This window comes from Paenibacillus sp. OK003 (assembly GCF_900109515.1).
Classification (GTDB): domain Bacteria; phylum Bacillota; class Bacilli; order Paenibacillales; family Paenibacillaceae; genus Paenibacillus; species Paenibacillus marchantiae.
Genome location: NZ_FOBD01000014.1, coordinates 121,383 through 136,143, shown reverse-complemented (window position 1 = coordinate 136,143; position 14,761 = coordinate 121,383). Strand labels below are relative to the sequence as shown.

General features: G+C 47.8%; 11 protein-coding genes. All 11 read right to left on the bottom strand.

Annotated elements, in window-relative coordinates; all coding sequences use genetic code 11:
- Positions 1-70 precede the first annotated feature (70 nt).
- Complete coding sequence (locus BMW94_RS21420; protein ID WP_091000948.1) at positions 71-3,424, bottom strand: ATP-binding protein; 3,354 nt, start codon at positions 3,422-3,424, stop codon at positions 71-73.
- 88 nt (positions 3,425-3,512) lie between these two features.
- Positions 3,513-4,463 carry a substrate-binding periplasmic protein gene (locus BMW94_RS21415; RefSeq protein ID WP_175480795.1) on the bottom strand — a complete coding sequence of 317 codons (951 nt, stop codon included), beginning with the start codon at positions 4,461-4,463 and terminating at the stop codon, positions 3,513-3,515.
- Between the two features lie 2 nt (positions 4,464-4,465).
- Positions 4,466-4,681, bottom strand: a complete 216-nt coding sequence (locus BMW94_RS21410) for a hypothetical protein (protein ID WP_091000946.1) — start codon at positions 4,679-4,681, stop codon at positions 4,466-4,468.
- A gap of 48 nt (positions 4,682-4,729) precedes the next feature.
- A complete protein-coding gene (locus BMW94_RS21405) occupies positions 4,730-5,461 on the bottom strand; it encodes a hypothetical protein (protein ID WP_091000945.1) in 732 nt (243 codons plus the stop codon).
- A gap of 38 nt (positions 5,462-5,499) precedes the next feature.
- Positions 5,500-6,243: an SDR family oxidoreductase gene (locus BMW94_RS21400; protein ID WP_091000944.1), complete on the bottom strand. Its 744-nt coding sequence runs from the start codon at positions 6,241-6,243 to the stop codon at positions 5,500-5,502.
- Positions 6,240-6,545: a phosphopantetheine-binding protein gene (locus BMW94_RS21395; protein WP_091000943.1), complete on the bottom strand. Its 306-nt coding sequence runs from the start codon at positions 6,543-6,545 to the stop codon at positions 6,240-6,242. Before BMW94_RS21395 ends, BMW94_RS21400 begins: the two co-directional genes overlap by 4 nt.
- A gap of 37 nt (positions 6,546-6,582) precedes the next feature.
- Complete coding sequence (locus BMW94_RS21390) at positions 6,583-9,042, bottom strand: beta-ketoacyl-[acyl-carrier-protein] synthase family protein (protein WP_091000942.1); 2,460 nt, start codon at positions 9,040-9,042, stop codon at positions 6,583-6,585.
- Between the two features lie 16 nt (positions 9,043-9,058).
- On the bottom strand, positions 9,059-9,895 hold the full coding sequence (locus BMW94_RS21385) for a GNAT family N-acetyltransferase (protein WP_175480794.1): 837 nt from the start codon (positions 9,893-9,895) through the stop codon (positions 9,059-9,061).
- Positions 9,896-9,902: 7 nt separating this feature from the next.
- On the bottom strand, positions 9,903-11,204 hold the full coding sequence (locus BMW94_RS21380; protein ID WP_091000940.1) for a dicarboxylate/amino acid:cation symporter: 1,302 nt from the start codon (positions 11,202-11,204) through the stop codon (positions 9,903-9,905).
- 169 nt (positions 11,205-11,373) lie between these two features.
- On the bottom strand, positions 11,374-11,742 hold the full coding sequence (locus BMW94_RS21375; protein WP_091000939.1) for a hypothetical protein: 369 nt from the start codon (positions 11,740-11,742) through the stop codon (positions 11,374-11,376).
- Positions 11,743-11,842: 100 nt separating this feature from the next.
- Positions 11,843-14,761, bottom strand: coding sequence for an NHLP bacteriocin export ABC transporter permease/ATPase subunit (locus BMW94_RS21370; RefSeq protein ID WP_091000938.1), 2,919 nt, complete (start codon positions 14,759-14,761; stop codon positions 11,843-11,845).

Genomic DNA, 14,761 nt, shown 5'->3' with positions numbered 1-14,761 from the left:
CACTGAGTACTCGTTTTCCTGTTGAACGCCACTCATTAATGGCTAATTACTGTAAATCCTTGTCATTCCCCTAATCCAAAACATACAGAGGCAGCGTGAAATAAAAGGAACTCCCTTTTCCGACCGCACTTTCTACGTAAATGTTCCCATTATGATATTGGATGATTTCCTTCGCAATCGCAAGTCCAATACCACTACCCTGAACCACATGCCGATCGTGTTTCTCACGGAAAAAGCGATCAAATACAAAGGGAAGTGACTCTTCCATAATCCCCGCTCCATTGTCCTCCACACGGATGGTGAGTTGTCCTGGCGAATCACCACCACTTTCCCATTCCTCAATGGAACAATGAAGACGAATCATCCCCTCTGCACCTGTATGCTGAATCGCGTTAAACACCAGATTGGTCAAAACCTGGGTAATACGATCCATATCAATCACGACTTGATAATCCCTTCGCTGAGCAATAGGAATGTTCACCTGAAACTCATAGCTCAGATCGGCACGCGTAATGTCCAGCCTGAATTTGTCCTGAATGGTATCCATTAATTCCTGTAAGCTCATCATGATTAAGATCATTTCAGACTTGCCAGATTCCAAACGGGACAGCTCGAATAGATCGTGAATCAGACGATTCAAACCCAGAGCCTTCACTAAGACCATTTGCAGATATATTTTTTGGTCCTCTTCGTTATCCACCAACCCGGATACAATCGCCTCCACATAACCCTGAATTGCTGTCATCGGTGTGCGCAGTTCATGGGATATATCGCTCAGCAATCGTCTGCGTGACAATTCCAGACGGCCCAGATCCTTATTTTTCTGCTCCAGCTCTACCGTACGACTCTGAATACGATACTCCAGGTTGATATTCAACTCGGATAACTGCTGATTCAGCTCTGCAAGTTGCTGTGCATTCAGACTTAACTCTTGAGCAGACCTTTTTAATAACAACAGTGTACGTACACGGCTTATGAGTTCATTGCGTCCAATCGGTTTTGAAATATAATCATTGGCTCCAGCAGCAAAACAAGCTGTAATCGTGTCATCTCGATTGCTCGCTGTCATAATCAGAATAGGTAAATCAATCAGGCTGTAACGCTCCCTGATCAATCCGCATAGTTCATATCCCGACATGCCGACCATCATCATATCCGTGATCACCAGATCGATATCCTGCAATTCATTCAAACGCGCGAGTGCTTCAGTACCACTGTTCGCAATTTCAAACACACATGCCAGTGGTGCAAGCTGTTGAATCACCACTTGCAGGTTAACGGGTTCATCGTCCACAATCAACACGTGATAACGTTGTAACTCCGATTCTTTCTCGGAACTGACTTCGACATTAAGATGATGTGAACTGGCTATCTTAACTTCTGTAACAGAACTTAGGGTGTTGACACCGTTCTGATTAAATTCATTGTTTTGCTTATCCGGTAGCGCAGATGAAGCATTCTTCTTCTTATGCTGCCCGATCGTGAACGAGAAAAGGGAGCCCTGATTCACTTTTGACTGTACCTTAATCTCTCCTCCATGCAGCTCGACAAGGTGCTTGGTGATTTTTAGTCCAAGTCCGGTACCCGTGTTATCAATGGATTCAAGCTTCTCGAATGGATTGAAAATGATTGCAAATTTATCCTCAGGTATGCCAATCCCCGTATCCTCTACCTGAATTTCCACATCACCCTGCACAACATGTGCACGAATCACAATATGACCTGATGGCGTGTACTTGATCGCATTGCCGATCAGATTAAATAAAATTTGCTGCATTCGATTCTCATCTGCTTCAATCGGTGGAAAATGAGGATCAATTCGATTGTGTAATATGAGATCCCTGCCTGTAATGAGCGGCTTAACCACGGTGAGGACTACCTGGACCAATTGGTGCAGATTTATTTGGGTTCGATGCAGACGCATATCGTTATTCTTAAGAAGTGCATAATCCAGAATATCGTTAATCAGAAAAGACATACGCTGGCCACTTGAAACGATCATGTTCAGGTGCATCCGCTGACTATCTTCCAATCGGTCATTCATGCTATATAGCAACGACTGGGTAAGCCCGATAATTCCGTTGAGCGGTGTACGAAGCTCGTGAGAGGTATTAGCGAGAAACTCATCTTTAACCCGATCCAAATCAAGCAGACGCGAAGACAAGCGTTCATTGGTTTTCATGGCATTGGAAAATCGGGTTGATACAACAATCGACAGACAGAGAATGAGAAAGAGAAGACCGTACGAGAAGTAGATTCCTGTTCGAATCATACCGTTATTCATTAAGATATCATTCACTACAGTAATGAAGAATACGACGCTACCTGCCAGCATCCAGCGCGCACCAGCAACATTTTTCATAGCAGCTCGGACCACATATTGAATGATCACAAACCCGATCAAAATGGCGTATGCCTGCATGAACAACGCAAACTTCGTGTATACCTGAGCAGGTGTAAACAGGATAAATAAAGTGAACAGCAACCCTGGAATCCAAAATATATCACGCAATCGTTTGGACATTTCGTTGGGGAAAATGGAGTAACAAAAAAGTAGAGCAAGTGGGGAGCTGCCCAAGAAGCCTAAATACTCAATTTTAAGGAACGTATCACCACTCATTCCCGGAATAAGCTCTGATAAAATGTACTGGGAATCAGAGCTGTTCTTCATGGCCAGCAGAATACAGATCAGACCAAAATACAGAGACTCCCGATTTTTGCGTAGCAGTGTGTACAACAGGATATGGTAGAGCCCCATAATCAACATGCAGCCAATAATCATGCTCTCGGATACCAGTTTGTATTTCATGGATTGATTCAGTTGATTATATTCACCAATCATTAGAGAGCCAAACAGTCCCGCTTTTCGATGTGTATAGTTCGAAACTTGAATGATAATATCAACTTGGGTCTGCCCTGCCTCTATTCGGATCAGAGCAGGCACCTTATATGAAGAAGATTCCTTTAACGTTCGTCCCACAATCCCACTTTCCGATACAAGTTTGCCATTAATCCACAATCGGTGTGCGGAAGTTATCCCTGAGGTTAATAATCCCAGCTCTATATCTTGCTCAGGTAAATCCACCACCAGACGATACGTGGCAAATCCCGTATTACCAAGCTTGTGCCCATTGATCTCATAATTCCCCCAAGATTCTGGAACATTAACGTAACTTACCGGACCCGTATGGCCACTTGCAAAATCCTTGGGCTCCAGTAATTGCTCCCAATAGAATGCCCACACACCATCCAACTGGCTCCCTTCGTCAGTGATTAGGGATTCATGAGTCATGGACAGATGTCCATCCTGAACTTCCTGCTTATTGGGACTAGGAGGTAATTGGAACAAAATCAGTACAGTGAGAATCAGAAAAAACAGAACAATCGGAATGATGAAATACAGATAGGGTATATGTTTTTTCATGGAAGTCCCACCGCTGATTTCCTCCCTTTTATTGAATTAAAAAGTGTACTATAAGGCTCATCTATGTATCATAGCACAACCCTATTGTTCAGATGCCATAGTTTTCAAGCCAGCGCTGAATGTTCTTTTCCTGCATGTGAAGATACGTGTTAATCCACTGGTGGAGATGCATGCGGCGCGGATCAACGGCGATGGCAATATCGTCATCCTGATCCTCCAGCTGCACATATTGAAGGTCAAGGGAGTAGGCAGGATTCTGATTCAAATAACGTGAGATTTCAAAAGCATCATAGACAGCAGCGATCACTTCGCCTTGCCGCACATGATCAAACAATTCGGAAGTATTCTTGTAGGCAGTCTGTTCTTGCGTGGGAAAAAGCTCGCGTGTAAAGCCTACGTAAGACGTACCTCGCACAATGCCGATCTTTGTTCCGCGTTGCTGAAGCAGCGTTAGCACATCCGGATATTCGCCTTTTTGTCCGAGTTCCGCAAGTTGAAGACGGTTAATGAGCAGTGCTTGTTTGAAATGCAGATAGGCATCCGAGAACAGAACTCGCTTCGCCCGCTCCAGCGTGATACTTAATTTGGATATGCCGACATCCACCTCCCCGGAAGACACCTGATCAATCACCTCATCAAAAGAATCAGCCGTTCGGATATATTCCGGCTTCACACCGAGTTTAAGAGCGATGTCGTTGGCAAGCTCGACATCGCTCCCGCGCAGTATACCTTCTTCATCGGTGTAAAAGAACGGATAACGGTCCTCCACCTTCAATCCAATCCGCAGCTTGCCCCTCATCAAAATATCCCGAATATCCTCCGGATATCCTTCCAATTCTTCAGCAGTATAGACTCTTGGCTCACTTTCCTTAGCTGCTGCGACGTCCGTATCTACTACTGGAGCCTGAGCCGTTTCAGTCTGCGGACTTACTTTTGTTGGTGCAACGTCTCGCGATACACTTGTACAAGCCGAGGTCATGAGTCCTATGATTAACATGAACAACAATAAGAAGGTCAGCCGACCATATCTCCTGATCATGGTTAGCCTCCTTCTCCAGCAAGTGGAACCTGGGTCTTGCGAAAACAAGCTGCGCATACGCTCATCTCGTACACGGCAATTCGAATGTGACAGACTTTGCAACGCGCAATTGAAACGGTTGCCAGTCCACCGACAACCTCTTCCAGCTCTTCTTCCAGCAGTTCATCGGACTGGCGGGTTTCCTGATCCGAATCGTTTCTATTCTGTTGATATTCCATCTTCTGCCTCTTTCGAAGATTACTGAACCCGTATTGTCTCAGACCGTATTAGAGAACAGACGGAATACCGTAACCCCACGTTATATTTTGACCACTCATTCCCTGACCATAATCGAGTAACAGACCTAGACCCTGTACAAGCTCTTCCAACTCTGGCACAGAAGGTTTTAAGGTAAACAAATCGTAGATCTTCCTGCGACTTCGTCCGGCACCCCTGTGGTTCTCCGCTCGGTAGTAGCCAAACGTCAACGTATTGACCGAGACCCGAAAAGGTGTCATTTCTTTGGCGAAGCTTCTGACATAAGCCATGGCCCCCTGGTTATACACCGGGGAAGAAGGAAATCCACTATAATGCAGCATATCTGCCAGTATGGGTACAATCATCTGCCCACTCTGTTTACGAGCCATGATATTACCTGCTGCACGGGTATATAAAAAGAGTTCACTCAACTGACGATGACTGGTTAGAGCAAAAGCTGCCGGATCACTTTGGAGTTCAGACTGTTCATCTACCCAGCTACTGCCATGAATATAGAAGCCGAGTCCTTGCATATGCTCGGCAGCTGCTGACAGTGCGAATTCAATTTCCTTCATCTCCAGATTCGGCGCAACGAGAGTCCGGCAGTTATTCTGCTCTTGCACAGACAGATCGGAATGAAATTGCTCTGCTTGTTCTGATGTGGCGAAGCTTGCTGTAACCTGCAGGCCACGCTGTAACAAATATACAACCATCATCTGCACAGCTGTACTCTCTGCATGATGCACATATACCGTCTTCATTAGTTCTCCTCCCTCTGATCTCAATTCAAGTTTCAAGCTTAAAGCAAAAATCCACCATCCAGCTTTAACGTCTGTCCGGTATGATAACAAGCCGCAGGTCCTGCAAGGTACACTACTGCTTCAGCCACTTCTTCTGCAAATCCTTGTCTTCCAGTCAGGGTGTGGCGCAAAAAATCATTAAGCTTCTCTTGCGGCACTTCCCCCGTCATCTCGGTATCAATCATACCGGGTGCGATGGCACTGACCTGAATGTTGTGTGCGGCATACTGGCGGGCATACAACTTCGTCAGCCCCATCAAAGCGCCTTTGGAAGCTGCATAATTGCACTGGCCTTCCCTGCCATATATGCCGCTCACGGATACCAGGTTGATGATGCTCCCCCTGTACTGAAGAACCATGTATCTAACGGCTTCCTGTGAACAATAACAGGCGCCAACATAATTGGTGTCCAGCACCTCATTCCACTGCTGCTCTTCCATCCGCAGTGCCATCTGGTCGCTCGCTCTTCCGGCATTATTGATTAATGCATCAATGCGGCCAAATGTATCAAACACCTTTTTCATCACATCCGCTACAAAACCATGGTCCGTGACCGAACCTTTAAACAACAGCATCCGTCCACCAACTGCCTTCACCTCTGCTGTTAACTGATCCGCCGCGGCACCATCCCTGACATAGATGCCTGCCACAATGGCTCCTTCCGCAATAAATCTCAGCGCTATGGCCCGGCCTATGCCCCTTGTTACGCCTGTAACCACAACGACGTGATCACGAAAGGTCATTGCTCTCTCGTTCCTTTGGTCTTTCTGGCCATAATCAATTCTGCAATGGACTGCACATTCTTCAGATGAATCTTCAATTCCGTCGCGGGAAGGTCCTCCACCATCACGCCATACACTTCTTCCATACCAACCATAACCTCGAACGCCTCCACAGAGTCCAGTCCCAGTTCTTCACCGAACAAAATCATATCATCTGTAATTTCCTCTGCGGTGATGTCCTCCAGTTTGAGCCGATCAATTAACAACGTTTGTTTGATCGTCTGTTTGATCTCATCCATCTCTACCTCATAATCAACTGTCATATGTGTAAGCCTCCTATATTTTTTCAATTAACACTATTCACTCAGCGACGCTACTGACGACTGCAGCAGAGTAACTTCCATTCACTGTAGAGCTGATGGTCAAAATATGATGATATGCAAAACTGCGCTCAGGCAGGCCCAGATGGGCGTAAGTTCCTTTGGCACGTTCATTCATGGCTCTCGGGCTCACTAGCTCAGCAGCCGCAGCCAGATGTAACATCGAACTGTACGATTCTCCGTAACCAGCGCATGCATTAAGGGTAACGATTGGCACGGATTGTGCGGCTTCACCTTTCCACATCGAAGATATGGCGCTCTCCTCTAACTCCAATTCACCGGGACGTCCCACTGAGTTGAGTAAAATCAAATCCATCTGCCCCATATCTGTTCCAGCTTCATGGAGTGCATCGGTAACCGCCCGGATTAACGCCTCCCCCAGCTTTGCAGTGTCCTGCGTTGTTCCAGAAGCAGCACCGAGTCCTCTCAATTCTGCATAGATTGCGGAGCCCGAATGATCAGCTGCTTCCAAATCACTGAGGACCATACAGACACTGCCTTCCGTCATATCGTAACGGCTTTCCTGCAATCCTTTGGCACGGTCGATATCCTCCGCAAGCTGGGATCGTTCATCTCCAGCACCAATCAGACAAGACGTCAGGGCTCCCTCTCGGATCTTGCCCGTTGCATATAATGCGGCAGTCAATCCCTCATTGCCTCCTGTGCTGAAGGAGCTATTAAATCCTTTAAATTGCAATTTCTCAGCTGTCTGACCAGCGATGGAATTAATGACCGTGTGCGGGAAATAGATCGTACTCGCATACTCCGGGCCTTTGACAAATACAGATTCCAGAAAGTTTGAAATACTGCTCGTACTTCCTCGTGCTGTGCCATAAATAAAGCCAGTATATTCCCGCTGAGACTCGCTCATTGCTGCATCCTCCATCGCTGCAAGGACTGCACCAATTGTATTCTGTGTGAGCTGGTTCATTCTGCGCTCATATTTGCTCTTGTCGTAATCTTTTAACGAGAATAAGGAAGTGGTCGTCATCTGATCGGCGTCCTCACCAAAAGCCGTGAGTACATTCCCCTTTAGAATATCCCCTTTGCTGACGGCACCTACTCCAGTAATGACAACACGTCGTCTGGGGACTGGCTTGCCCTGATGGCCATCAAGTGAATTCTCACGTTCAGGATTCTGCACGCTTGAATGCCGCTCTTCTTCAATTCCATTCGTGCGCAGTACGAGCGAAACGTTGTGTCCTCCGAACCCCGAATTGTTGCAGATCATATATTCAGGGCGCATCGTGCGCATCGAATGTTGAATGATATCCACTTCCTCGCAGCCTTCGCGCGGTTCTTCGAAATGAAGCGTAGCAGGAACGTATCCTTGCCTGATGGCGTAGAGCGAGGTAACCAGCTCCAATGCAGCAGAAGTACCTAGTGTATGACCAAAATAGGCTTTGCTTGAGCTAACAGGAATCGTCATATTAGGCCCTAAACTCCCCCGCAGGCCGCTAATTTCAGCACGATCATTCGCCTGTGTCCCGGTCCCATGTGCGTTGACATATTCAATATCCGTTTTGGATACTCCGGCAAGGCTGATTGCCATCTCCACTGCTCGTTGTATGCCTGCACCTTCCGGGTGAGAAGCCGTCATATGATGGGCATCGTTGCTCAATCCATAGGCACATAATTCAGCATAAATCGTAGCGCCACGTTCAAGTGCAGCGTCCAGTCTCTCCAGTACCACGAAGGCTGCACCTTCTCCCAGATTCAATCCGTATTGGGTGCTGAAGGGTGAAGAGGGACGGGAATTAAGTGCACGGAGTACATTAAATCCGGCATATACACTTTGCGACAATGGGTCAGATCCACCAGCGAGCATCACATCGGCATACCCCCAGCGAATAAGATCACTTGCATAGCCTATGGCATTGCCACTCGCAGCACATGCCGTATTTAACGTTGCCACCGGACCTTCCACATTAAGTACTCGCGCTGCATCATCGCCCTGCTGATAAAATGGATACCGGGACGTATGATCGACGTCCAACTCAGACAGGTTCCACTGTTCTTCCAAAGATAGAACTCCACCGTTACACGTACCCAGCGTGAGCCCAATCCGCGCAGGAGCAACAGTTGGCTCTCCGCCTGTTTCATTTGCACTGTCATGTTGCTTAAGGTTATCCATATGTGCTATTGAAAGGCCACTATCGATTAACGCTTTTTTTGCAGCAGCAATGGCATACCGTGCACACAAATCCATGGATAGCTCCGCTGTGCCCGAAAGTGCCGCATCTAGGATGGAATCCTCCAACTGGCCTGCAAGTGAACTCTGCAACTTATCCGTGTTGAAGCGGGTGACTTCCCGAATTCCGGTCTCAGCAGCAAACATTCGCTCATATACCATCTGCGGATGATCGCCGAGTGCACATAATACGCCCATACCTGTAATCACGATACGATCCTTCGTGCTGGTGTTCTCTCTGTCTGTCATATTCGTCCTCCTCTCCTTATCCCAATCGAATATAACTGCTTCGCTTCTCACTCGTCTTCCAGGAATAAGGTGCAAGCCACTGCCGGGCAAGCTTCATCATGACCGGTGTACTCTGGTTAACCGTGAACATCGCGTAAGGGATACCTGCCTCCGTTTGAACACGGATGGATCTGCCCAGCATCTGAAAAGCCAGACCAAATTGTTGATATTCCGGCGAAATATATAGGGCATCATACAAAATCGTGTTTTCGTCCAGTCGATACGTCATCGACCACCCCTGAATTCCTTGTGTGGATTTAATACCGAAGCTGTTGCTTGGTTCCAGAGGAGCAAACGTTTTGAACGGAGACAGAAATGAAGGGAAATCAAGCCCTCCTGCTTCAATGGATTGTCTAAGTTGTCCTTCCTCTCGATCTGCCCAGAGAAATAACTCCAGCCCCCGCGGGATAGCGCGTTCCCTTAGCCAAGCTGTCTGAGCAATCCCACTGTGAAGATGAATATGGAAAACAACCGATTCACATTGCGGCTGTGTCCAACCTTCCTTATGTAATAAGGCTTCGATTGCATTCGTCGAAGACTTGTCGGAGTAATAGCTTAAGGAGAGCGTAGCCAGCTGTTTCTCCACACATAAGCTTCGTGCTTCCCGGAGCAGGAGTGTAGCGATTTTTTGCCTGCGCCATGGCTTCGATACAAAGATACACTGCAAGACTGCATGTCTGTCTCCACCCCGCTGTTCAAGCACAAGCAGACCCACCGGGACACCGTCCGACTCTGCCCCGATCATTATGAATCGGTCTGATTCAATTGGATCATTCAAGCTCTGCTCTACTTGTTTGTATAACCACTGAAACATGAACGATTTATACTTCAACCTGTCCTGGCTCGTTAACCGTTTGATAGTGATCATAGTTTTCCTTTCTGGCTGATAGTATTGAAGTGGTTAGACATTGTATTGATACATTTGCAGCCGTAATGATGGGATCAATAATTGGATTCATAGCCAAAAGCAGAATGATGGTGACCTCGGAAGGCAGACCAAGCATCCCCGCAATTATTGCGAGCATGCCAATAGAGACGACACCCGGGGAGCCTGCACCCGCAATGGATATCACTACGGCCCCTGCAAGCACCACGATCCACTGCGACAACGTGAACTCGAATTCGTACAATTGCACGGTAAAGGTGATGCCCAGCGTATACACGAGTACCATACTGTATCGGCACATGATCATGCCCAGGGGTACGACCAATTGAACGATACGTGAATCTTGCTGAAGCTTCATACTCAGCGCATCCATACAGGTCGGAACGGTGGCAATACTATTACGTGTACCGAAAGCCAGAATTAACGTATCCTTCAACGCAGACAGGATAACCCGCACAGGCTTCCGCAATGTCACAGCCATTATCACAACAGATAGCACAATCAGAATCACGCTGGAAATGTAAAACATCATGATCAACTTCATCATGGCGGGTAAAATATCCATATTTAGCGTTGCGAACTGCCCTGCCATCATACAGAAGAGTGCAAAAGGCAATGCGTACATGGACCAGGAGATCACCTTTTGAAACGCCCCAAACAATACATCAGCAATCTTCAGCACATCTTCTCCCTGCGATGTCCGCATCATGCCGACTGCCACCCCAACGATCACGGAAAAAAACAAGATTTGCAGCGTATTGTTTTCCGTCAGCGCTGTGAATATATTGGATGGAATCATATTAAGCAAAAATGAAAATACCCCTTGCGGTTTCTCATCGGACAAGGAACTGGTATCGGCGCTCAGATCGTATACAATAGCTCCAAGTACATGCTTGGATTCTTCTGGCAACCCCGCACCCGGGCGACCGATCCCCCCAAGACTGAGACCCAGCAGACCACAGAATACCAACGCCAAGGTATATACCAAGCACATGCGAACGATCATCTTCATCGCTCCACTCTGGATCAACAGACTGCCGATGCTGGAGATGATAGCGGTCATCATAATGGGAATGACACACATCTTCAGAAAGGACAGATACAGATCGCCAAAACGTGATACCGCATGAGCCAACTCAGGAACGTATAATCCTGCCGCGATTCCAGATACCATACAGAACATAATCATCCAGAACGATTTGATCCATTTCAATGAGAAAGCTGTCTTTCTTGACACGCAGGCACCCTCTTGTTCGTCTATGTAGCCATAACGACCACTTACTGAATTCCCGATCAGACAGCAGTCTATATGGCTCGTGCTAAGCAATTTGGAGTGCTACACTCACCTGGTTAGGTGGACAGCACTCCAACTTATTCACCGCATTTAATATAAGTATGGATAAGAACTATTTCGCGTAAGAATTACCAATATTCTCTCCAACACGGATGGCTGTTCTTGCAGCATCCTCGGCAATACTACCAACGCCATTGAAGAAATCAGTTGCACCATCCTTGCTGCCACCAGCAACAGACTCCAGCTCGGTTTCTGTCAACTCATCCGCTTCACCGCGTGCTTCTGGCAATACAATCGTTGCGTGGTAACCTGTTCCATCCACTACATTGATTTTGAACTCCCGTGGTACTTCTTGACCCGTTTCTTGCTGAATTGCTGCGTAGATGTCGCTTACAGCCAATGCGCGGAATGCTGCATCCGAACTTGCCTTAGCCATAACTGCGTTAACCGTTTGTTGAATCTGCTCTTCTGTCCAACTCATGTAATGATTCCTCCAATAGATCGATTTGGTTTCTTACCTTATTCAGCATAACAGCCCAGTTTCAAGCAACGTTCAAGGTTACTTCAAGTTTAGTTCAAATCTACGCCAGCTGACGGCTGGCAAGTTCCGCGAAGAGCCCGTTCTGCTCCATCAGCTCCTGATAGGTGCCAGACTGAATGATTTTGCCTTTATCAAACACATAGATATGATCCGCCTGCGTAATGGTACTGAGTCGGTGCGCAATCACAATCCGTGTCACCTGCAGCTTGCTGAGACTTTGGCTCACAATACGCTGTGTCCGGTTATCCAATGCACTTGTGGCTTCGTCGAAAAAGAGAATCTTAGGCCGTTTGGCAATCGCTCTGGCAATCATTAATCGCTGCCGTTGTCCACCAGACAGGGTACCTCCACCCTCAGAAATCACCGTATGCATGCCCATGGGCATACTACGGATATCATCATCGAATCCAGCCATGGCTGCGGCCTCCCAAGCATCCTGAATCGTCAGATCGGACGTTCCTGTAATATTCGTGAAAATATCACCGGACATCAGCTTACTATTTTGCAACACCACGCCGAACTGACTGCGAAGCAAGCTGATATCGAGGGAACGCAGATCCTGACCATCGAAATAAATAGAACCGCTCTGAGGTTGTTCAAAACCAAGCAACAGTCGCATCAACGTCGACTTTCCACAGCCCGATGCACCGACAAAGGCCACATATTGTCCTGATTGGATGTCCATCGACAGATCGTTCAACACAAGCGCCTGATCCTCTTCATACCGGAACTGGACATGGCGAATCTCGATCGCTCCGCTTACCTCACCCGGATCTTCCAACTGATCATGAATTTCAGGTAACGTTTTGAGGATGGGTTTCGCCCGTTCATATAATGGAACAATGTTCACTACGGATAACAGTGCTGTAGCCATACCGAGCATAGCCATGAGGAAGCTGGTAAATGCAGCAAAGAATGCAATAAACTGTCCTGCAGACATTTCCGAATGGGTGGAGACCACGAGGTAGAACAGCACCATCGATGTCAGCAACGGGAAAAAGGATTGGAACACACTGGAGAAGTTATCCAGCATACGAACCTTATAGGACCACTTTTTCTGCTCTGCGAATGCTCTGGCCCACAAGAAGAAAGCTCGATTCTCGGCTGCCGCCATTCGAAATTTGCTCATTCCGTTCAATAGCTGAAGTACCGTTCCAGCAATCTGTCCCTGAAGCTGCAACAACCGGCGCTGGTAACGTACCTGTAACAAACCAATCGCAACGGTAAATGACATGGAGATGAGGACAAGGCCACCCGCCACCAAGGCAAGAACAGGGCTATACCGGAACAGTAATACAAATTGGAAAATGGAGAACACACCTGTCAGCAGCGAACTGATTACTGCACCGGATAACAGCTGCCGGATCGCATTGATACTTCCCGCTCTGGAAGCCAGATCCCCGGCTGAATAGTTTCGGAAGAACGAAACTGGCAAATTCAGCAATCGATCCCAGATGGCAGCCTGAACCGCATTCTCCACCCGTCCTTCCATACGCAGAGCGGCAAGTGAACCTGCGAGTCGGAACAAGGCAATCGATAGTACAACCGCGATGAGGATAAAGGCCATCTGTACCAACGGCCCCCGATAAGACTCCGGAATAATGGTATCCACCAGAATACCGCTGGCGAGCGGTACCATAATGCCCAGTAATCCAGCCAGTGCCCCCATTAGAATCACCATCACGAGATCCCGACGAACCGAGTGGTGAGCACCAAACTGAAGCAGGTCTTTGATGCCAAGCTCCCGGGCAGGAAAAGGCCGATAAAACATGTATGCCATCGGCTGTATGGTCACCGCCATTTCGGCATTGACGATTCCTTTTTCCCCGTGCAATGGATTCTCCCATCGGTAGGAATTAGCCCCTGACGGAATCAGCGCGATCGGCTCTCCTGAAGTCTCCAGATATCCAACAAGCGGTCCATTGTCTGCTTCCCACCATTCCCCTTTAAGTGCGACCTGGCGGGAACGTACACCGGAAGCTTCCGCCATCTCCTGAACAGGCGAACGCTTCGATTGGCTTTTTAATTTCCGTGTAACAGGCTTCATCACGATGCCAGCATAGTCTCCAACGACCTTTCCTACAGGGTAGAGCGGATCGTTAGAATAAAAGGAAACGACTGGCTGCTCATCCGGCCCGGTAACGGCGATCAGCTTTTTGAGCGCATGGTCCATTAAGGAATCATCATGCTCCGTACGCTGTTGCAAGCGTTCCTGTTCCTGCAAGCGTTCCTTGGCAACCACGACCGCCAGCCTGCTGGCGATTAATCGATGAAAGGCATATAACCCGTGAAGTGACGGATCTCTGGGTAACCAGGACTGCGTTGCTTTTACATCGACCACAGCCGCTTGTTGCGTCTCCAGCCAGCCCGAGGACGTGACCGGTATGTAATCGGCATCTTCTGTAGTAACGGCATGTTCTTTCCCCCAGAATACCAAGCCATCCTGTACTTTAATCCATACGGTACGCATGGGTCTCCAGCTCTGGTCGGGTGCCAGATTCTGTTCTTCTCCGGGTTCCAACAGCGTGAATTCCAGCGGTGAATTCCGTACATTCAGTGCTGCAGACCAGCTGCCAATCCACTGATCTACCTTGGACGCCAGCCAATCGTTATCCCATTGCTCGTTTGCTATTTCGTTCAAGAAGAGCGACCTGTCCATCCAGAACACTTTCGTACCGACAGACGCTGTCAGCAACAATCCCATACGTTCCAGCATCTGATCATTGTCAAATCCGAATAAGAGCGCACCCTCATCCAGGCTAAACATATAACGGCGTTTATGTCTTGTTCCGGTGTTTTCTCCTTCCATGACTACGGCGAATACATCCACGTAACCGGAAGCGACATACCATACCCTGTTCTCATCTGTGATCAGAACAGGGTTATTTCCTTCCACATCGTGACCCGTTCCAACCTTTGCAAAAAATGAACCCATATCCGGCCTGATTGGCTCTGCCAC